The following is a 20,272-nucleotide window of genomic DNA, read 5'->3' on the forward strand; positions in this document are numbered from 1 at the left end:
TGCCTGATGCAGTTGATGCGTCTTCCGGCATGCGCTGCCAGGCGTGATTGCGTTTGCGGAGGCGTTGCGGTCGGGCTTGCAATTCGGCTTGCACCCGCACTTGCACTTGCACCCGCACCCGCACCTGCACCTGGACCTGCGCCTTCGCCAGCGTCTGTGCGCGCATTGCCGGTTCGTTGTTCGGCTTTGAACCTGGGAGCGTTCACATGAAAAATCCTGATCACACAGAGCGTCGCCGACTATTGAAGATGCTGGCCGGCGCGCCCATGCTGCCGCTGGGCGCCGCAGGCGCAACAAGCGCGGCGGGCTTGGCCGGGTTGTTGGCCGGCCACCCCGCGCGAGCCTCGGAGGGCGGCACCCCCGCGTTGCCAAGCACCAAACCCATCGCCCGCCCATCCGTCGCCACGCCGGGCGCCGCGCCGTTCGTATCCGCCGAATTCATCTCCATGCCCGCGCCCGGCCTGTCCGAGCCGGAAGGCATGGCGCGCACGACGGTGGAATCCGCGATGGACCTGGTGTTTGCCGATGGCTCGCGGCGCCGCGTGCAACTGGGCTACGAGGCTTTCTTCATGACCGGCGACCGCGTGCCGGACGGCAAGGGCGGCATGGTGCTGGCGGGCGGCTATCTGGACATCCATGGCGCGCCCATCATGGATACGTCCGGGCCCGGCCGCGCGCGCCCGTTCTTTTCGGACTGCCCGGATGGCATGTCGCTGCTGACGCTGGCCGGCCCGCTTGGCGAGGCCGACGGCGCAACGGGTCCGCCCACCGTCACCAAACCGGCAACCGCCACCGTCTACGCCGTCGTGCAGTTCGAATATCTGTCGCGCGATCGGGCCGGCCAGGACATGTGGGCGCGGCTGCCATCGCCCATCGCGGTGCTGACGCTGTCGCAAAACCTGCAAACCGGCCAATTGACCCTGGTGCGCTACAGCAACGTGGACACCGCGCCGGTGCATGGCCTGTGGGTCACCTGTGGCGCCAGCCTGTCGCCGTGGAACACGCATCTGTCCAGCGAAGAATACGAGCCCGACGCCACCACGGCGCGCACCTCGGCGTCGTTCCGCGCATTCAGCCGCCACCTGTATGGCGACGCCCGCCGCGCCAACCCCTATCACTACGGCCACCTGCCCGAAATCACCGTGCAGCCGGACGGCACCGGCAGCATCAAAAAACACTACTGCATGGGCCGCATCTCGCATGAATTGGTGCAGATCATGCCCGACCAGCGCACCGCCTTGATGGGCGACGACGCCACCAACGGCGGGCTGTTCATGTTCGTGGCGGACCGCCGCGCGGATCTGTCCTCGGGCACGCTGTACGTGGCCCGCTGGACGCAGACATCAGGCACGGGGCCCGGCGCCGGGACGCTGACCTGGATCCGGCTGGGCCATGCCACCAGCGCCGAGGTCAAGGAACTGGCCGACGACCTGGTCGCCGCCGACATCATGGACGTGCGCACGGCGGACCCCAAGAATGCGGCCTACACCCGCATTCGGTTTGACGGCAAGAACAACTGGGTGCGTCTGAAGCCCGGCCGCCGCCAAGCCGCGGCATTCCTGGAAACGCACCGCTACGCGGCACTGGTGGGCGGCACGCTGGCCTTCACCAAGATGGAGGGCACCACGGTAAACGCCCAGGACAAGATCGCGTACACCGCGATGGCGCACATCGAAACGTCCATGGTGGACGGCACCTCGCCGCACCTGCACGTAGAAGGCCCGGACGCGGGCGCGGTCTATCAACTGCGGCTGCAAGCCGGGCAAGTGGATACGGACGGGCAGGGCATCGACAGCGAATGGGTGCCGGTGGACATGGGCGCGGTGCCCGAGTTGGTGGGCGCGATGCTGGCCGCGCCCGACGCCTTGGGCAACCGCCACCGCAGCGACCGGATATCCAACCCCGACAACCTGAAGTTCTCGGAGAAACTGCGCACGCTGTTCGTGGGCGAAGACAGCATGGGCCGCGTCAACAGTTTCCTGTGGGCGTTCAACGTCGATACGCGGGTGCTGTCGCGCCTGTTGTCCTGCCCGGTGGCGGCGGAATCCACGGGGCTGCACGCGGTGGACGACATCAATGGCTGGACCTACATCACCAGCAATTTTCAGCACACGGCGGACTGGAACGACGTGCATGATGTGGTGCGCCCGGTGCTGGAGCCGCTGGTCAAGGCCAAGTACCGCAACGGCCGGGGCGCCTCGGTCGGATATCTGACGGCGGTGAAGATCAACGCCTGAGTCCGTGGCAAGGCGGCGCCGCCCGCCGCCTTGCAAAAATTCCTGATCCGTCGATCAAGCTTTCTGCTCTTTGTTTCATGGGCCTTTCACGTTCGCTCGCCACACTGTGCGCAGCGTAAACCGTGTTCATGAAACGAGAAGAGAAGCATGAGAACAATGGATTGGAGAAAATGGTGCGCCATGTTGCTGGCCACCAGCGCATTGGTCGGCTGTGGGGGCAGTGATGACGACGATGACGGCACGACCGCGCCGCCGCCGCCCACGCAACCGCCGGTCAGCGAACCCGCCGCGCCGCGCGCCGACAAGGTGCTGTTCATCGGCGTGGACGGCCTGACCTATGACGCCATGCGCCGTGGCGTGGCCGACAAGTCCCTGGCCAACATCGGCCAGTTGACCGCAACCCGCGCCTGGACGGGCGGCGTGACCGGCGACGTGACGCAGCAGCCGACGCTATCCGCGCCCGGCTGGACCACCTTGTTGACAGGCCAGTGGGCGGACGTACACGGCGTGCGCTCCAACGCGGCCGGGCAGGGGATGAAGGCGGCCAGCCTGTTCCAGCGCGTCAAGCTGGCGCACCCCGAGGCGCGCACGGCCGGCGCATTCAATTCGCCGTTGCTGGCCGGCCTGGTCGGCGGCGATCGCGACGCGGGCTACCTGCAAACCCTGACCGACTGCGCGGGCGTGGACGATTGCGTGGCTTCGCAAGCGCGCGACCGCATCACCGAAGGCTACGACGTGGTGGTTGCGCAGTTCGGCGCACCCGAACGCGCGGCCTCGGACAACGGCTTTACCGGCAACTACGATGCGGTTATCCGCCAGACGGACGCGGCCATCGGCGTGCTGGCCAAGCAGATCGCCGAGCGTCGCGCCGCGCATCCGAACGAGAACTGGCTGATGGTGGTGGCCTCCAGCCATGGCCTGGGCAAGACCGGCGTGGCCGATGGCCTGCCCCTGTCCGCGAACAAGACCATCTTCCTGGCCAGCAACCAGCCGACAATGTTGGGCGGCAGCGCGGATGACGCCTCGTTCGACGGCGCGTGGGACAGCAATTGGTACGCGCTGCCCAGCGCCGCCGACGTGGCCCCCACGATGCTGGCGCACCTGGGCGCCTTGCCCGCCGCCGGCCAGTACGACATGGCGGGCACGCCCTTGTCCGAAGCCCTGGCGCTGCGCCGCCTGTCGGCCCGCACGTCCATGGACAACAAGAGCGTGACGCTGTCCTGGGTGCGCGTGGGCGAGCCCGACGGCCAGATCGTGGTCAGCCGCGACGGCGTGGAAGTTGCGCGCTTGCCCGGCACCGACGCCACCTATACCGACAGCGGTTTCACGTTCGACACGGAAGGCGTGCACACGCTGAACTACACCGTGTCGGCGGGCCGCGCCAGCAGCGCCACGCATGCGTCGGTGGTGTATGCCAAGCCGGTGCCGCTGTTGGCGTCACTGCGCACGGGGCTGACGATGCTGTTTCCGTTTGAAGGCAATCTGACCGACGTTGCAGCAGGCGGCGGCGCGATCACCCCGTATGACGGCGTACAGGCGCCCGCGTTCGCGGACGGCGGCGTGTTCGGCAAGATGTTCCAGAACGAGCGTGGCTCGGCCGCCCTGGGCGCGTTCAAGCTGGATTACCCGGCAGGCATGCTGGACAGCGTGTCCGTGTTCACCATCGGCTTCTGGTATCAGTCGGACGGCACGGCGAACGACCGCTCGATCCTGGGCAACAAGGACTACAACTCGGGCGGCAACCCCGGTATCACCATCGCCCAGTGGGCCGGCCCCGAGCTGCGCTTTAACTTGGCCGGGGGCGGCGTGCGCGCCGATATCAACGGCATCAAGTTCACGCCGAACAAGCCCGTGTACATCGCCATGACCATCGACAAGCCCGCCAAGATGATGACGGCGTACGTGTACGACAGCGAAATCGGCTTCCTGCGGCGCAACGTGACCACGGGCTCGGTGAACCTGGCGCAAGTGGCCGGCCTGTTCGGTCCGCACATCGGCCTGAACGAAGACGGCAAGGGCACCTACGGCATCTGCTGCGCCGGCACCAAGGGCCCGTACACGATGAATTTTGACGACCTGGCCTTCTGGTCGCGCGCCCTGACCGAGACGGAAGTGAAGTCCCTGGCGCTGTCCGGCAAGTCCGTTTCCGACCTGTTTCCCTGATGTGGCAAGGATAGAAAAACCATGAGCAAGTCCCTGATATTGCGCGGTTTCGTGCGCGCCGGCGCGGTGCTGATGTTGACCGCGGCCCTGGCCGCGTGTGGCGGCGACGACGGCGATGACAGCAAGCCGGATAACGGCGCCGGCACGCCCGGCAACGGCGGCACCGAAACGCCGGTGACGCCGCCGACCCCGGCCAAGCCCGAACTGCGTTGCGCGCCCTGAGCCGCGCTTCTTATCGATCACTAGGAATAGCATCCGTGAAGTCCGAAAAAGACCCGATCCACGCCGGCAAGCGCCGCTTCCTGCGCAATGCCGCCGCATCCACTGCCGGCCTGACCGCGCTGTCGATGTTCCCGCCGGCCATCCGCCGCGCGCTGGCCATTCCCGCCAACAACCGCACCGGCACGATCAACGACGTTGAACACGTGGTGATCCTGATGCAGGAGAACCGCTCGTTCGACATGTACTTCGGCACGTACAAGGGCGTGCGCGGTTTTGGCGACCGCATGACGATTCCGCTGCCGCAGAACCGTTCGGTGTGGGAACAGACCAACGGCACTCGCGTGGTGATGCCGTATCACCTGGACAGCACGCAGGGCAATGCCCAGCGCGTGTCCGGCACGCCGCACGACTATATGGACGCCCAGATGGCCTGGGACGGCGGCCGCATGGATCAGTGGCCGCGCTACAAGCAGAACCAGTCCATGGGCTATTACCGCCAGAAAGAGGTGGAATTCCAGTTTTCGCTGGCCGAAGCCTTCACGCTGTGCGACGCCTACCACTGTTCCACCCACGGCGGCACCAACACCAACCGCTTGTTCCTGTGGACCGGCACCAACGACCCGCTGGCCCAAGGCAATGGCCCGTCGACCCGCAACCAGTGGGACAGCCTGGGCGCGTCCACCACGGGCTGGACCTGGATGACGTATCCCGAACGCCTGCAAAAGGCCGGCGTCAGCTGGAAGGTTTACCAGAACCTGCCCGAGAACTTCGGCGACAACTCGCTGGCCGGTTTCCAGCAATACCGCCGCGCCAACGAACAGGCAGGCAACGCCGCCGACGGTTCGCCGTACCCGGCCTGGACGCCCAGCATGGACGGCGCCAACCCCTTGTACAAAGGCACGGCCAACACCATGCCCGACGGCGGCTTCCTGCAATCGCTGCGCGATGACGTCAACAACGGCACCTTGCCGCAGGTGTCGTGGATCGTGGCGCCCGCCACGTATTCCGAACACCCCGGCCCGTCCAGCCCGGTGCAGGGCGCGTGGTACATCCAGGAAACGCTGGACGCGCTGACGGCCAACCCCGACGTCTGGAGCAAGACCGTCCTGTTGATCAACTTCGACGAGAACGACGGCTACTTCGACCACGTGCCGTCGCCCGCCGCGCCGTCCCTGAACCCCGACGGCTCGATGGCCGGCGCGTCCACCGTCAACACCGACCTGGATCGCCACACGCACGCCTCGGCGCAAGACGCGGCCGACAACCGCGTCTATGGCCCCGGCCCGCGCGTGCCGATGTACGTGGTGTCGCCGTGGAGCCGTGGCGGCTGGGTCAATTCGCAGGCGTTCGATCACACCTCGGTGCTGCGCTTCCTGGAAGCGCGCTTCGGGGTGCCGGAAGACAACATCAGCCCGTGGCGCCGCGCCGTGCTGGGCGACCTGACGTCCGCCTTCAACTTCGCCACGCCCAACGATGAAAAGCTGCCCGACCTGAATATCCTGACCCGGTCCGGCGCCGACCAGTTGCGCGCCGACCAGCAGGCGCTGACCGCCGTGCCCTTGCCCGACACGACGACGCAGGCCAAGCCGGTGCAGGAGCAAGGCGTGCGTTATTCGCGCGCCTTGCCCTACGAGCTGCACACCAGCGGCCGCAGCCAGCCCACCACCGGCAACATGTGGCTGCTGTTTTCCAACACGGGCAAGCAGGCGGCGGTTTTTCATGTGTATGACCGCCTGCACCTGGACCGCCTGCCGCGCCGCTATACCGTGGAACCGGGCAAGCAGCTGGAAGGCAGCTGGGACACGGCGGCCGACGGCGGCAAGTACGACCTGTGGGTATTGGGCCCCAACGGCTATCACCGGCATTTCGCGGGCGACCTGGCGCTGGCCCGCACGTCGCAGCTGGACCCGGAAATCCGTGTCTGCTATGACATCGCCAATGGCGACGTCTATGTCAGCTTCATCAACAGCGGCAAGGACGCCTGCACGTTCGAAGTCACGCCCAACGCCTACTACAGCAATAACGAGCGCTGGACGCTGACCGTGCCGGCCGGCAGCAAGGTCGAACAACATTGGGCGCTGGAAGGCAGCGGCCACTGGTACGACTTCACCGCCCGCCTGGCGCAAGACCCGTCCTACCTGCGCCGCTTCGCCGGCCGCGTCGAAACCGGCAAGCCGTCCGTCACCGATCCGGCGATGGGCATGTAGAAGCCTTACGCGGCGGTTTGCGGTTCGCGCGCCCGGAAGGCCGTGGCGCAGGCTTCGCAGATCGCCGCCGTAATGCTCTGGCGCGCGTGTTCGCGCCGTTCCAGCATCCCGACGGCCCGCGACAGCGGGCCTAAATCTTGCGGCAGCGTCAGGATGCGCAGTTCGGGGCTGTGCTGCCAGTTGGACCCGTTGATCAGCGGCAGCAGGGTGACGCCGACTTCCTGGCGCACCAGTTCCACCAGCGTCTCGATGGCGTTCAGTTCCAGGAATTCATTGATCGGCACCGCCAGGCGGCGCAGCAGCCGGTCAATCTGCAAGCCGGTGCGCTGCGTGCGGTCAAAGCGCAGGAAGGGGTTGTTGGCCAGCACCTGGCGGGCGTCCTTGCCGGTGGCTGACGCCGGCGCAATCACCACCAGCTGTTCTTCATATAGCGGGGTCCAGCGCGTGCTGGCCATCTTGCGGCCGGCTTCCACCAGAAAGGCCGCGTCCAGCTCGCCGTCTTCGACCTTGCCCGCCAGTTCGCTGGCCTTGCCCGACAAAATGCGCACGTCCAGCTTGGGGTGCGCTTTTTTTAGCCCGGACACGACCTTGGACAAGGTGCCCATGCAGGACACGATGCTGCCCACCGACACCGACCCGGCCAGTTCGCCCGGCACGGTTCGGGGCAGCCGCATCCGGTCGTATAAATCCAGCAAATGCTTGATTTCGGGTAGCAATTCGCGGCCAGCTGCGTTAAGAATGGCAAGTCGGCCGCTACGGTCGAACAGTTCCCGGCCCAGCTCGGCTTCCAGCGAACGCATCTGGAAGCTGACGGCGGCCTGGGTCAGCGCCACCTGCTCGGCCGCTTCGGAAAAAGAGCCATGGTGCGCGACGGCCAGGAAAGTGCGTAAAAACCGGATGGTGCTCATCGCCGTGATCCATAAAAATTTCTTTTATGACGGAACAAAAAATCAAATTGATTTAATTAGATCACGAGAGTACCTTCGCCTGCTTAACCGTTCAGACCGTTTAGAGACAAGCCATGAAAACCTTCGACTGGGTCAATCCGTATCCTTCCGTACGCATTCCGCTGTTCGCGCGCAACGTGGTGTCCACGTCGCACCCGCTGGCGGCCCAGGCGGGCTTGCGCATGCTGCTCAAGGGCGGCAACGCCGTTGATGCGGCCATTGCCGCCGCCGCCACCATCGTGCTGGTGGAACCGGTGTCTTGCGGCCTGGGCGGCGACTGCTTCGCCATCGTCTGGGACGGCAAGGAATTGCATGGCCTGAATTCGTCGGGCGTGGCCCCGGCGGCCTGGAATACCGAATACTTCAAGGCCAAGTACGGCACGGGCCCGGATGGCCTGGCCATCCAGCCCAAGCGCGGCTGGGATGCCGTGACGGTGCCGGGCGTGGTGGCCGGTTGGGCCGCGCTGCACGAAAAGCTGGGCAAGCTGCCGTTTGAACAACTGTTCGAACCGGCCATCGAAATTGCCGAGCGCGGCTATGCCGTGCCGCCGGTAGTGGCGCACAAGTGGGCCGCCGCCGCTGACGAATTGAAGTCGCAACCCGGCTACGCCGCCGCCTTCATGCCCGAGGGCCGCGCGCCCAAGGTCGGCGAACACTTCCGCTTTCCGGATGCCGCCAACACGCTGCGCCGCATCGCCGAATCCAAGGGCCGCGACTTCTACGAAGGCGAACTGGCCGAACGTATCGCCGCCTTCAGCAAGGAATGCGGCGGCGCGATGACGCTGGAAGACCTGCGCAACTACCGCCCGGACTGGGTCAAGCCCATTTCCAAGTCGTACCGTGGCTACGAGCTGCACGAGATCCCGCCGAACGGCCAGGGCATTGCCGCGCTGATCGCGCTGGGCATCGTGGAACGCTTCGATATGTCGGACATCCCCGTGGATTCCGTGCAGTCGCAGCACATCCAGATCGAAGCCATGAAGCTGGCGTTTGCCGACCTGTACAAGTACGTGGCCGACCCGCGCGCCATGCAGGTGACGCCCGAACAGATGCTGTCGGACGCCTACCTGGACAGCCGCGCCAAGCTGATCCGTCTGGACCAGGCCACGCATTTCGAAGCCGGCCGCCCGCATGCAGGCGGCACGATCTACCTGACCGCCGCCGACGAAAACGGCATGATGATTTCGTTCATCCAGTCCAACTACATGGGCTTCGGATCGGGCGTGGTCGTGCCGGGCACGGGCATCAGCATGCAGAATCGGGGCGTGGGTTTCTCGATGGATCCCAAGTCGGCCAACGTGGTGGAAGGCGGCAAGCGCCCGTTCCACACCATCATCCCGGGCTTCCTCACGCGCGGCGGCAAGCCGGTGATGAGCTTTGGCGTGATGGGTGGCGACATGCAGCCGCAAGGCCATATGCAGACGGTTGTGCGCATGATCGACTACCACCAGAACCCGCAGGCCGCGTGCTGCGCGCCGCGCTGGAAGGTCAACCGCGACTTCACGCTGGACATCGAGACCAATATGAAGGCTTCCACCATTGCGGGCCTGAAAGACCTGGGGCATGCTCTGAAGTCCGTTGACGATCCGTACATGGACTTCGGCGCCGGCCAATTCATCTGGCGCATGTCGGAAAACGACAACGAACTGGGTTACGTCGCCGCCAGCGACAGCCGTCGCGACGGCCAGGCGGTCGGCTTCTAAGACCAAACCGCTCGCAAGCTACAAGGGGAAAACTCACAATGAAACGCTTGACCTTGACCTTCGGCGCCAGCCTGCTGGCGCTTGCCGCCGGCGCCGCGTGCGCGCAGAACATCCGCATCGGCCTGCAGGAAGATCCGGACGTGCTGGACCCGCACCGCGCCCGTACCTACGTGGGCCGCATCGTGTTCACGTCGCTGTGCGACAAGCTGGTGGACATCGACCCCAAGCTGCACTTTGTGCCGCAACTGGCCACCTCGTGGTCGTTCAGCCCGGACAACAAGGTGCTGACCTTCAAGCTGCGCGACGACGCGCTGTTCCATGACGGCTCGAAGTTCGACGCCGCGGCCGCCAAGGCCAACCTGGAACGCGCGATGACGCTGCCGGACAGCCTGCGCAAGGGCGAACTGGGCTCGGTTGAAAAAGTGGACGCGCCTGATGCCACGACGCTGGTGCTGACCTTGAAGAAGCCGGACGCCACCTTGCTGGCGCAACTGTCCGACCGCGCCGGCATGATGCTGTCGCCCAAGACCTTCACCGACGCCGACGTGGCCGCCGTGGGCCGCAAGCCCGTGTGCTCGGGTCCGTACAAGTTCGTTGAACGCATCCAGAACGACCGCATCGTGCTGGAAAAATTCGACCAGTACTACGACGCCAAGGATTACGCGTTCAAGCGCGTCACCTTCCTGCCGATCCCCGACACGACGGTGCGCCTGTCGAACCTGCGCGCGGGCGACCTGGACATGCTTGAACGCCTGAACCCGTCCGACGCGCCCCAAGTCAAGACCGACGCCAGCCTGACGTTCGCGCCGGTGGCCGGCCTGGGCTTCCAGCAGTTCATGTTCAACGTGGGCAACGGCAAGCGCGCCGAAGACAACCCGTTCAAGAACAAGCTGGTGCGTCAGGCGTTCCAGTACGCCATCGACCGCAACGCCATCAACGAAGTGGCCGGCGGCGGCATCTTTGAACCCGCGCAGCAGCCGTTCCCGCCCGCAAGCCCCTATCACAGCGACAAATTCCCCGTCACCCAGCGCGACGTGGCGAAGTCCAAGGCGCTGCTCAAGCAGGCCGGCATGGATCGCGTGAAGGCGGAACTGGTGTTCGGCAACAACACGACTACCTCGTCGATTGCCGAGATCGTGCAGGCGATGGCGTCCGAGGCGGGCTTTGACCTGTCGCTGCGCCCCACGGAGTACGCGGCGCTGCAAAAGGAAGCGTCGGGCGGCAACTTCCAGATCGTCATGCTGGGTTGGTCGGGCCGGGTGGACCCGGACGGCAATATCTACGCCTTCGTGACGTGCAAGGGCGCGCTGAACGACGGCCACTACTGCAACCCGGAAGTGGACAAGCTGCTGAACGAAGCGCGCACCGTTCCTGACGAGACGCGCCGCAAGGCCATCTACGAGCAGGCGATGACCATCATCCAGGACGAGCTGCCCGGCGTGTATAACTACTACCAGCCGTGGCCCTTCGCGATGGGCAAGAAGGTCAAGGGCTTCACGCCGTACCCGGATGGCATGATCCGCCTGAAGGGCGTGACGTTCGCCCAGAAGTAAGAACGAGGCGCGGCGGCCCCAGGGCTGCCGCGCGCGTTGGACGCGGCAACGCGTCCTTTGGCTTTTTGCGGCGGACGCGCGCCAGGTGATGCAGGCCTGATGCCGTCCGCCGTTCCTGTTATACGGTTTTTCCCACATGCTCAAACTTATCTTGCGCCGCGTGATCGTCGCGATACCGACACTGATACTGGTGTCGATGATCGTCTTCATGCTGCAGAAAATCCTGCCGGGCGACCCGGTGCTGACGCTGGCCGGCGAAGAGCGCGACCCGGCCGTCCTGGATTATCTGCGCGACAAATACCGCCTGAACGACCCCTTGCCGATGCAGTACGCGGCGTGGGCCGGGCAGGTGCTGCAAGGCGACCTGGGCAAGTCGCTGCGCACCGACGTGCCGGTCACGACGCTGATCGCGCAAAAGCTGCCGGTGACCTTGCAACTGGCCGCCATGGCGATGTTCTTTGCGCTGTTGGTCGGCATTCCCATGGGGATCGTCGCCGCGGTGCGCAAGGGCAAGCCGATTGAAATGGGGGCGAACATCGCGGCGCTCTCCGGCATGTCGATACCCAACTTCTGGCTGGGCATCATCCTGATCATGGTGGTGTCGGTGCAATGGAAGCTGCTGCCGGCATCGGGCTATGTGTCGCCCGCCGAAGACTTTTGGTTGTCGATCAAGACCATGCTGATGCCGTCGCTGGTGCTGTCCACGGCCATCGCGGCGTACCTGATGCGGCATACGCGTTCGTCGATGCTGGAAGCCTTGTCGGCTGACTACGTACGTACGGCGCGCGCCAAGGGCGTGTCGCCGCGCCAGGTAGTGTTGCGCCACGCGCTGCGCAATGCGTTGATGCCGATCGTGACGCTGGTGACGCTGCTGTTCGGCGAATTGCTGGCCGGTGCGGTGCTGACGGAACAGGTCTTCACGATTCCGGGGTTCGGCAAGCTGGTGGTGGACGCGGTGTTCACGCGTGATTACGCGGTGGTGCAGGGCGTGGTGCTCTGCGTGGCGGTGGGCTTCATTCTGATGAACCTGCTGGCCGACATTCTCTACATCCTGGTCAACCCCCGCCTGAGGCACTCATGAGCGCAAATACTGCAACGGCCGCTGCCGTCACGCCGCCCCGCAGCCGCAACCGCGCCTGGGGAAAATTCAAACGTAATCACATCGCGATGCTGGGCCTGGCCATCGTCGCGTTCTTTGTGCTGTTGGCCGTGCTGGCGCCTTTCATCGCCAATCACGACCCCTTGCAGACCAGCTTCACCACCATCCGCAAGGCGCCGTCGGCGTCGTACTGGCTGGGCACGGACGAGCTGGGTCGCGACATTTTCAGCCGCATGGTCTATGGCGCCCGGGCGTCGTTGATGGCGGGCCTGGTGTCGGTGTTGATCGCCTTGGTGGTCGGGGTGCCGTTTGGCTTGGCCGCCGGCTACTTCGGTGGCTGGACGGACAGCATCATTTCGCGCGCCACGGAGGCGTTGCTGGCGATTCCGTTCCTGATCCTGGCCATCGCGCTGGCCGCCTTCCTCGGGCCCAGCCTGACAAACGCGATGATCGCCATCGGCGTGTCGGCCGCGCCGAAGTTTGTGCGCTTGACGCGCGGGCAGGTGCTGGCCGTCAAGAACGAAGACTATGTGCAAAGCGCGCGGGCGTTGGGCGCGTCGGACTTGCGCATCATCGGCCGGCACGTGTTCCCGAACGTGATGCCGCCGCTGATCGTGCAGGCCACGATCACCATCGCCACGGCGATCATTGCCGAGGCCAGCCTGTCGTTCCTGGGGCTGGGCCTGCAACCGCCGACGCCGTCGTGGGGCTCGATGCTGAACACGGCCAAGAACTTCATGACCCAGGCGCCCTGGATGTCGATCTTCCCCGGGTCGGCCATTTTCCTGGTGGTGCTGGGCTTCAATCTGTTGGGCGACGGGTTGCGCGACGCGCTCGATCCGCGTCAGGAAAAGTAATGACTATGGCAACAATGGATCCCAAACGCGTCGTTGATGTCAGCGGCCTGACGGTGCGCTTCAAGACGCCCGAACGCACGGTGGAAGCGGTGCGCAATGTGTCGTTCCACGTTGATCGCGGCGAGACGCTGGCGATTGTGGGCGAGTCCGGTTCGGGCAAGTCGGTGACGTCGCTGGCGCTGATGCGGCTGGTGGAATACGGCGGTGGCAAGATCGTCAATGGCGATATGTTCCTGCGCCGCCGCAACGGCGAGGTGCTGGACCTGGCGCATGCGCCCGATACGACGCTGCAACGAGTGCGTGGCGCGGACGTGGCGATGATTTTCCAGGAGCCGATGACGTCGCTTAACCCCAGCTTTACGGCGGGCAACCAGATTGCCGAGGCGTTGCAGTTGCACCAGGGGCTGGACGCGGCGGCGGCGCGGGCGGAAACGTTGCGGATGCTGGAACGGGTACGAATTCCCGAGGCGCGCGCGATTCTTGACCGTTATCCGCACCAGTTGTCGGGTGGCATGCGGCAGCGGGTGATGATTGCGATGGCGTTGTCGTGCAAGCCGCAATTGCTGATTGCGGATGAGCCGACGACGGCGTTGGACGTGACGATTCAGGCTCAGATTCTGCAACTGATACGTCAGCTGCAAGAAGAGATGGACATGGGGGTGATTTTCATCACGCACGATATGGGCGTGGTGGCGGAAGTGGCCGACCGTGTGCTGGTGATGTATCGCGGCGACAAGGTGGAAGAGGGCGGCTCGGACGAGATTTTTGCGCGGCCGCGGCATGCGTATACGCGGGCGTTGTTGTCGGCGGTGCCGCGCTTGGGCGCGATGCATGGCACGGATGAGCCGGCGCCGTTTCCGCTGTTGAAGGTGGAAGAGGCGGCGCATGTGGCAAACCCGGCGGCGCTGGTGGATGCGCCGGTGGCGGCGCCGTCAACGGTGCGTCGCGAGAATGGCCCGGTGCTCAAGGTGCGGGATCTGACGACCAGTTTCGACATCACGGGCGGCATTCTGGGACGCGTGCAGAAGCGCGTGCATGCGGTGGAGAAGGTCAGCTTTGATCTGTACCCGGGCGAGACCTTGTCGCTGGTGGGTGAGTCGGGTTGCGGGAAGACGACGACGGGTCGGTCGCTGTTGCAGCTGGTCAAGAGCAAGAGCGGCACGATTGAATTCGACGGCAAGAATATCGGGGCGTTGCGCGGTAGCGCGATGCAGACGCTGCGCCAGCACATTCAGTTCATTTTCCAGGACCCCTTTGCGTCGCTGGATCCGCGCATGACGGTGGGCTATTCCATTATGGAACCGCTGCTGATTCATAACGTGGCCAAGGGCAAGGCGGCGCAAGACCGGGTGCGCTGGCTGATGGATAAGTGCGGCTTGCTGCCTGAAATGATCGACCGCTATCCGCATGAGTTCTCCGGCGGGCAGCGTCAACGGATCTGCATTGCGCGGGCATTGGCGCTGAACCCGAAGGTGGTGATTGCCGACGAGTCGGTGTCGGCGCTGGATGTGTCGATTCAGGCGCAGATCGTGAATTTGCTGCTGGATCTGCAACGGGAATTGGGGGTGTCGTTCCTGTTTATCTCGCATGACATGGCGGTGGTGGAACGCGTGAGCCATCGGGTGGCGGTGATGTATCTGGGGCAGATCGTCGAGATCGGACCGCGCCGGGCGATCTTCGAAAATCCGCAGCATCCCTATACGAAGAAGCTGATGGCGGCGGTGCCGATCGCGGATCCGCAAAGGCGGCATCGCGAGAGGTCGTTGCTGGTGGATGAGATTCCCAGCCCGATGAGAAAGCTGGGGGACGATCCGCTGGTGGAGCCGTTGGTGGCCGTCGGAGAGGGGCATTTTGTGGCCCGGCATTCGGTCGGGGTTTATTGACGAATGTGCGCAGGCGGTATCATGGCGGGCTTCACGCTATTTGCCCTTTCTTATACGGATTTTTGCCATGGCCCTGCGCGCCACTATCTACAAGGCCGAACTTAACGTTGCCGATACCGATCGCCACTACTACGGCAGCCACGCGCTGACGGTGGCGCGTCATCCCTCCGAGACCGATGAACGGATGATGGTGCGGCTGGTGGCGTTTGCGTTGCATGCGCAGGAAGACCTGGCGTTTACCAAAGGGCTGAGCGATACCGATGAGCCCGATTTGTGGGTCAAGGATCTGACGGGGGCGGTCAAGCTGTGGATCGAGGTCGGGCAGCCGGAAGAGCGGCGCATCTTGCGCGCTTGTGGGCGGGCGGACGAGGTCATCGTTTATTGCTACGGCGGGTCTGCCAGCAAGATCTGGTGGGACGGCGTGCGCAACAAGCTGGAACGCACGCGCAACCTGAAGGTGGTGAATCTGCCTTCGGAGCAGAGCCGGGCGCTGGCGAAGCTGGCGGAACGCACCATGCAGCTGAATGCAAACATTTCTGATGGCATCGTGTATTTCTCGGCCGACAAGGGCGAGGTCAGCATCGAGCCCGAGGTGTGGCGCTAAGCGCTGCGCCTGAACCCGGCGTTACACATTTTCCGGCGATTTTTCTTGCTCGCCGGTTTTTTGCGGGATTAATATGATGATCATCATATTTCAGAAGCCCGATCATGCCTGGCCCATCCAACCGCAAAGCGCTTTCCCACGAACGGATCGTTGACGCCGCCGCGCGCGCGATCCGGCGAGAGGGGTACGCCGGGGTGGGCGTGGCGGACATCATGAAGGAAGCGGGGCTGACGCATGGCGGGTTCTATGCGCACTTCCCATCGCGTGATGCGTTGCTGGCCGCTGCGATGGAGCGGGCGGGCAGCGACGGCGCGGCGCGGATGAAGCAAAGCGTGGCCCGGCGCGAGGCCGAGGGGGCCAGCACGCTGCGTGCGTGGGTGGAAGCGTATCTGGGCAATGCGCATCTGAAAGGCTGCGAAAGCGGCTGCCCGGTAGCGGCGCTGGCCTCCGAGATGCCGCGTCAGTCGACCGAAGTGCGCGAGGTGTCGGCGGTGCGTGTGCAGCGCTTGATACAAGCGGTGCGGGCGGTGTTGCCGGCGGAGGCGGGCGAGCATGCGGCGGTGGCGGTGACCAGCACGATGGTGGGCGCGTTGCAGCTGGCGCGTGCGTTGGGCGATAACGACGACGGGCGGGCGGTGTTGGCGTCGGCGCGCCAATCGATTCTGGATCAGTACGAGCGCAAGGCAGTCCGCCCGGCGCACTGAATCCCACATTTCCAAGGGTCGCCATGCGCGGCCCTTTTATCCGACACAAATATGATGATCGTCATATTTGTGCCTTCTGTCACCAGCGGTGTGCAGGCCTTATCGAGAAATCATCATGGATTTAAAGAATGCAGTCGTTTTGATTACCGGCGCCAATCGTGGGCTTGGCCTGGCGTTTGCGCGCGAAGCGTTGGCGCGGGGGGCGCGCAAGGTCTACGCCGGGGCGCGGGACCCGTCCATGGTGACGTTGCCGGGCGTCCAGGCCATCAAGCTTGACGTGACGAACGCGGCCGATGTGGCGGCGGCAGCGGCGCTGGCCACGGACGTGACCTTGGTGATCAACAATGCGGGCATCGCGGCGCTGGGTGGTTTTCTGGATGCGGATGCAATCGAATCGGCCCAGCGTCATCTGGAGGTCAACCTGTACGGGTCATTGCGTGTGGCGCAGGCCTTTGCGCCGGTGCTGGGCGCCAATGGCGGCGGGGCGTTGCTGAATGTGCTGTCGGTGGCCAGTTGGGTCAATGGGCAGCCGCTGGGTTTGTATGCGATGAGCAAGTCAGCCGCGTGGGCGATGACGAACGGGCTGCGTCATGATCTGCGTGGGCAAGGGACGCAGGTCTTGGGGCTGCACATGGGCTTTGTCGATACCGACTTCACCAAGGGCATCGACGCGCCGAAGTCCACGCCGCAAGACATCGTGGTGCAAGCGTTTGACGGCTTGGAAAAGGGCGCCGAGGAAGTGCTGGCCGATGCGGTGGCGCGTCAGGTCAAGCAGGGCTTGTCCGCCGAGCCGGCGGTGTACCTGCAGGCGCGGGGCTAAGGCTGTCATGCACGCTACGACTCATTCTTCTACGTCGCCCGCGGCCGAACCGGTGGCGGCGTCGCCCTGGCCGGTGTTCTGGGTGGCCAGCATTGCGGTGTTTCTGGTGTCGCTGGACGGCACGATGTTGTACGCGGCGTTCGGCGCGTTGCGGGCGGGCTTTCCCGAGGCGTCCGCCGCGGATATGTCGTGGGTGCTGAACGCCTACACGGTGGTGTACGCCGCGATGTTGATTCCGTCGGGCGGGTTGGCGGACACGCATGGGCGCAAGCGCATGTTCATGATGGGGGTGGTGTTGTTCCTGGCCGCGTCGGCGGCGTGTGGCTTGGCGGGCAGCGTGGGCTGGCTGATTGCCGCGCGCGTGTTGCAGGCGATAGGCGCGGCGTTGTTGACGCCGGCGTCACTGTCGATTGTGCTGGCGGCGTTTCCGGTGTCCAAGCGCGCGGTGGCAGTCAGCCTGTGGGGCGCGGTGGGCGGTCTGGCGGCGGCGGTCGGCCCCAGCCTGGGGGCGTTCGTGGTGGACGCGGCGGGTTGGCCGTGGGCGTTCTATATCAACTTGCCGTTGGGCGCGCTGTCGCTGTGGTTTGGGGCGGGGCTGCTGCGTGAATCGGTCAAGCCGGACGCGCGCCGCCGGGTGGATGGCGTGGGCATGACATTGTTGATGTTGGCGGTGGGTGCGCTGGCGTTGGCGACGGTGCAGTCGGAATCGCCTTCATGGAGCCGGCTGGAATTGGGGGTGGTGGCGGCGGTGGGCGTGGTGTCGTTGGGCGCGTTCGTGGCGTGGGCGCGGTCGACGCCGCATCCGCTGGTGGACCTGTCGCTGTTTTCGCATCGCACGTATCGCTACGTGAACCTGGCGACGTTGAGCTTCGGCATCGCGTTCGCGATGATGTTCTTTGCTTTCTTTTTCTACATGACCGGGGTGTGGCAGTACAGCCTGCCGCGTGCCGGGTTGGCGGTAACGCCGGGGCCTTTGCTGGTGGTGCCCACGGCCATCCTGACGGGGCGGCTGGCCGCGCGTCTGGGCCATCGGCCGTTCCTGGTGACGGGGGCGCTGATCTATGCGGCGAGCGGCCTGTGGTTCTTGCTGGTGCCGGGCGAGCAGCCGGCTTATCTGACGCAATGGTTGCCGGGCCTGCTGCTTAGCGGCATCGGCGTGGGCATGGTGCTGCCGTCCTTGTCGGCGGCGGCGGTCAGCCGTTTACCGGCGCAGCACTACGCGGTGGGCAGCGCCGTGAACCAGGCCACGCGGCAGATCGGCGGCGTGATGGGGGTGGCGATCACGGTGCTGTTGCTGGGGCACGGCGCGGTGAACCATGCGGCGTTTTCACCGCTGTATGTGGGGCATGTGGCGCTGGCCTTGGTGACGGCGTTGCTGTGTTTGGCAGTCGATACGCGGCCGGGCAGGGGCTGATTGCCCGGGCGGGCGGGCCGATCCTCAGCTTGCGCAGGCGTCGGGGGCCGGGTTGGCCGGGTCGCTGCATGCCTTCCACGTTTCCGGCGGCAAGGCGGGCAGCAGCATGACGCGGCTTGCCGGGTCCCGGTAGAAGTACACGCGCCATGGGTGTTCCCCCATCGCTTGCCATACCGCTTGCTGTTGAGCCGGCGTCAGGATCGCGCCACCGGGCGTGCTTTGCGCGCCTTCGGCCAGCACGATCTGCGCGTCGGGGTCCCAGGACAGCATGTCGTCGTCCAGCGGCACGTCGTCCTTGATGCGGACAACGCGCCACGGGTTGTCCGGCACGTCGACGGGCAGCGCCGCCAGCGCATCGCGATGCACGGGGAACAATCGATCAGACGGTTTGCCGGGCGGCGCGGCATAGGCGGCCAGCGTATCGCCGCCCGGCGCGAAGTCGCCAAGGCTCTGAAGAACGTAACGCGGCCCGGGCTTGCCCTGCGCGTCCAGGGTCTGAACGGCCACGGGCTGCCCCGGTGACGCCAGATCGATCACGCGCAGCAAGCCGCCGGACGCATCGCGCACATAGTGACGGCTGGCGCCGGTGGTGGTGCCGGTCGTGGCGCTGGCAGTGCTGCCGGCACTGCCGAGGCTACAACCGTCGTCGATGAACGCCGTCAGCCGGCCTTGGGCGTCGCGCTGCACGCACGCGCGACGCGTTGGCTGGTAGGGTTGATCGCCGGATGCGCCGGCCTCGCCGTATTCGGTATAAGCCGTCAACGCGCCGGTGGTGTCGTACGCCAGCGTAAAGCCGCCGTCCAGCACTGCCTTGCCGCGTATTGGCCGATAGCGCTCTATGCGGCAAAGGTGCCCCTCAGCGTCGAAGTACAGCCGCGTGGGCGCGGAGCCCGCCACCTTGTTGCCGGCGCGGTACGCGGACCAGTCGACCTTGTCCGCCCACGTGTGCGGCATCAGGTCTCCGCTGTCATCTATCCAGGCCAGCCTGCCGTTGGTCGGCACCCGTTCTCCGCGCTTGCCGAGCAGCACGCGCTCATCGTCCAGCGCCAGGGTGACCGGCACGGCGGGCAGGGTGGACGGCACCGAGAAGTCGGTCTCGGTCGGGCCGCAGGCGGCGTGGGCCGGGGCGGCGAAGAACATCGGCGCGGCCGCGCATAACAGCAACAACAAACGCGGGATGGGGCTGGCGTGCGCGGTGCGAGGAATAGGCCGGCTGCGCGAAATATGCAGGGGGTGCGAAGTACGCGGGGTGTGAAAACTGTGCGGCATAGGCAGGCTACTGGGCGGCTTATGCATATTGCAGCGAGTCCATGAACTGCACCAGATCCCAGAATTCCTTCGACACCCCGCCCAGGCGCAGCCCGCCCTGGCTATCTTCGAACAACAGGAACGGGTAAGCATTGCGCGCATACACGCCGTTGTCCGGCAGCCGGTAGGGCGTGAAGATTTCCGGGTTATTGAAATACCGCTCCAGCCTTCCGCCGCCGTCCACGTGCATGTAGCGCACGCGCAAGGTCTGCAATTTGTACGTGTCGTGCGTGTCGGGGTACACGCCGCCATCGCCGGCCACCACCGATTGGGCCAAGGCGCCCATGAAGACCCGCTGGATTCCCACGAAGTGAATTTCCCCGTGCGTGCTGCCGCCCGGCGCCTTCGCCAATGACTTGACCAGCTGCGTCGCGCGCGAGCCTGGCACCAGCGTCTTGGCAAACATCTTGTCGATGTCGGCGTTGGCCGGGTCAGGCGACTGCCGCAAGGTTTGCAGGTCTTGCCGGAAGTCGGTCAGCCATTGCTGGTAGCGCTGGTTCTCAAGCTGGCGGTCAAACGACTCGGCCCGGACCACGCCCGCAACCAGCGCG

Annotated in this window: 16 protein-coding genes; 13 read left to right on the forward strand and 3 right to left on the reverse strand. The window is 65.3% G+C overall.

The features are described from left to right. Positions 1-206: 206 nt before the first annotated feature. The 4 genes from YH64_RS12880 to YH64_RS12895 all read left to right on the forward strand — a co-directional run bounded on the left by YH64_RS12880 (position 207) and on the right by YH64_RS12895 (position 6,829). Positions 207-2,237, forward strand: coding sequence for a PhoX family phosphatase (locus YH64_RS12880; RefSeq protein ID WP_046804612.1), 2,031 nt, complete (start codon positions 207-209; stop codon positions 2,235-2,237). A gap of 180 nt (positions 2,238-2,417) precedes the next feature. Continuing rightward, complete coding sequence (locus YH64_RS12885) at positions 2,418-4,400, forward strand: alkaline phosphatase family protein (protein ID WP_143215364.1); 1,983 nt, start codon at positions 2,418-2,420, stop codon at positions 4,398-4,400. Positions 4,401-4,421: 21 nt separating this feature from the next. After that, the gene (locus YH64_RS12890; RefSeq protein WP_046804613.1) at positions 4,422-4,622 is read left to right on the forward strand and encodes a hypothetical protein; all 201 of its coding nucleotides are present in this window, start codon (positions 4,422-4,424) and stop codon (positions 4,620-4,622) included. A gap of 35 nt (positions 4,623-4,657) precedes the next feature. Then, positions 4,658-6,829: a phosphocholine-specific phospholipase C gene (locus YH64_RS12895; protein WP_046804614.1), complete on the forward strand. Its 2,172-nt coding sequence runs from the start codon at positions 4,658-4,660 to the stop codon at positions 6,827-6,829. Positions 6,830-6,834: 5 nt separating this feature from the next. Here the strand turns inward: YH64_RS12895 and YH64_RS12900 are convergent, their stop codons facing one another. Next, entirely contained in the window at positions 6,835-7,737 is a 903-nt protein-coding gene (locus tag YH64_RS12900) for a LysR family transcriptional regulator (RefSeq protein WP_046804615.1), read from the reverse strand. Positions 7,738-7,850: 113 nt separating this feature from the next. On the opposite strand from YH64_RS12900, the gene ggt reads away from it, so the two are divergent. The 9 genes from ggt to YH64_RS12945 all read left to right on the forward strand — a co-directional run bounded on the left by ggt (position 7,851) and on the right by YH64_RS12945 (position 18,413). Continuing rightward, the gene (gene ggt, locus YH64_RS12905) at positions 7,851-9,479 is read left to right on the forward strand and encodes a gamma-glutamyltransferase (protein WP_046804616.1); all 1,629 of its coding nucleotides are present in this window, start codon (positions 7,851-7,853) and stop codon (positions 9,477-9,479) included. 38 nt (positions 9,480-9,517) lie between these two features. Continuing rightward, on the forward strand, positions 9,518-11,032 hold the full coding sequence (locus YH64_RS12910; protein WP_046804617.1) for an ABC transporter substrate-binding protein: 1,515 nt from the start codon (positions 9,518-9,520) through the stop codon (positions 11,030-11,032). A gap of 136 nt (positions 11,033-11,168) precedes the next feature. Further along, on the forward strand, positions 11,169-12,113 hold the full coding sequence (locus tag YH64_RS12915) for an ABC transporter permease (protein ID WP_046804618.1): 945 nt from the start codon (positions 11,169-11,171) through the stop codon (positions 12,111-12,113). Next, entirely contained in the window at positions 12,110-12,988 is an 879-nt protein-coding gene (nikC, locus tag YH64_RS12920) for a nickel transporter permease (protein ID WP_046804619.1), read from the forward strand. The genes YH64_RS12915 and nikC overlap by 4 nt, the downstream gene beginning before the upstream one ends. Positions 12,989-13,002: 14 nt before the next feature. After that, the gene (locus YH64_RS12925; RefSeq protein ID WP_120154926.1) at positions 13,003-14,871 is read left to right on the forward strand and encodes a dipeptide ABC transporter ATP-binding protein; all 1,869 of its coding nucleotides are present in this window, start codon (positions 13,003-13,005) and stop codon (positions 14,869-14,871) included. A gap of 67 nt (positions 14,872-14,938) precedes the next feature. After that, the gene (locus YH64_RS12930; protein ID WP_046804620.1) at positions 14,939-15,475 is read left to right on the forward strand and encodes a YaeQ family protein; all 537 of its coding nucleotides are present in this window, start codon (positions 14,939-14,941) and stop codon (positions 15,473-15,475) included. Positions 15,476-15,579: 104 nt separating this feature from the next. Continuing rightward, positions 15,580-16,179, forward strand: a complete 600-nt coding sequence (locus YH64_RS12935) for a TetR/AcrR family transcriptional regulator (protein WP_046804621.1) — start codon at positions 15,580-15,582, stop codon at positions 16,177-16,179. A gap of 115 nt (positions 16,180-16,294) precedes the next feature. Further along, complete coding sequence (locus tag YH64_RS12940; protein WP_046804622.1) at positions 16,295-16,999, forward strand: SDR family oxidoreductase; 705 nt, start codon at positions 16,295-16,297, stop codon at positions 16,997-16,999. 7 nt (positions 17,000-17,006) lie between these two features. Beyond that, a complete protein-coding gene (locus tag YH64_RS12945; RefSeq protein WP_046804623.1) occupies positions 17,007-18,413 on the forward strand; it encodes an MFS transporter in 1,407 nt (468 codons plus the stop codon). Positions 18,414-18,437: 24 nt separating this feature from the next. On the opposite strand, the gene YH64_RS12950 is transcribed toward YH64_RS12945, so the two are convergent. Together YH64_RS12950 and YH64_RS12955 are read right to left on the reverse strand one after the other, a co-directional pair. Beyond that, complete coding sequence (locus YH64_RS12950) at positions 18,438-19,682, reverse strand: hypothetical protein (protein ID WP_255444382.1); 1,245 nt, start codon at positions 19,680-19,682, stop codon at positions 18,438-18,440. Between the two features lie 19 nt (positions 19,683-19,701). Continuing rightward, positions 19,702-20,272, reverse strand: a 571-nt coding sequence (locus YH64_RS12955; RefSeq protein WP_143215361.1) for a hypothetical protein, incomplete at its 5' end; no start/stop codon positions are given.

Origin of the sequence: Achromobacter sp. LC458, from assembly GCF_001005835.2 — a bacterium.
Classification (GTDB): domain Bacteria; phylum Pseudomonadota; class Gammaproteobacteria; order Burkholderiales; family Burkholderiaceae_B; genus Achromobacter; species Achromobacter spanius_B.

What these genes read in the sequence shown, in the direction of transcription:
- YH64_RS12890 (WP_046804613.1), top strand. Translation starts at nt 4,422, where the DNA reads ATGAGCAAGTCCCTGATATTGCGCGGTTTCGTGCGCGCCGGCGCGGTG.
- YH64_RS12935 (WP_046804621.1), top strand. Translation starts at nt 15,580, where the DNA reads ATGCCTGGCCCATCCAACCGCAAAGCGCTTTCCCACGAACGGATCGTT.
- YH64_RS12940 (WP_046804622.1), top strand. Translation starts at nt 16,295, where the DNA reads ATGGATTTAAAGAATGCAGTCGTTTTGATTACCGGCGCCAATCGTGGG.
- YH64_RS12900 (WP_046804615.1), bottom strand. Translation starts at nt 7,737, where the DNA reads ATGAGCACCATCCGGTTTTTACGCACTTTCCTGGCCGTCGCGCACCAT.
- YH64_RS12915 (WP_046804618.1), top strand. Translation starts at nt 11,169, where the DNA reads ATGCTCAAACTTATCTTGCGCCGCGTGATCGTCGCGATACCGACACTG.
- YH64_RS12880 (WP_046804612.1), top strand. Translation starts at nt 207, where the DNA reads ATGAAAAATCCTGATCACACAGAGCGTCGCCGACTATTGAAGATGCTG.
- YH64_RS12930 (WP_046804620.1), top strand. Translation starts at nt 14,939, where the DNA reads ATGGCCCTGCGCGCCACTATCTACAAGGCCGAACTTAACGTTGCCGAT.
- YH64_RS12910 (WP_046804617.1), top strand. Translation starts at nt 9,518, where the DNA reads ATGAAACGCTTGACCTTGACCTTCGGCGCCAGCCTGCTGGCGCTTGCC.
- YH64_RS12950 (WP_255444382.1), bottom strand. Translation starts at nt 19,682, where the DNA reads ATGCCGCACAGTTTTCACACCCCGCGTACTTCGCACCCCCTGCATATT.
- YH64_RS12925 (WP_120154926.1), top strand. Translation starts at nt 13,003, where the DNA reads ATGGATCCCAAACGCGTCGTTGATGTCAGCGGCCTGACGGTGCGCTTC.
- nikC (WP_046804619.1), top strand. Translation starts at nt 12,110, where the DNA reads ATGAGCGCAAATACTGCAACGGCCGCTGCCGTCACGCCGCCCCGCAGC.
- YH64_RS12885 (WP_143215364.1), top strand. Translation starts at nt 2,418, where the DNA reads ATGTTGCTGGCCACCAGCGCATTGGTCGGCTGTGGGGGCAGTGATGAC.
- ggt (WP_046804616.1), top strand. Translation starts at nt 7,851, where the DNA reads ATGAAAACCTTCGACTGGGTCAATCCGTATCCTTCCGTACGCATTCCG.
- YH64_RS12945 (WP_046804623.1), top strand. Translation starts at nt 17,007, where the DNA reads ATGCACGCTACGACTCATTCTTCTACGTCGCCCGCGGCCGAACCGGTG.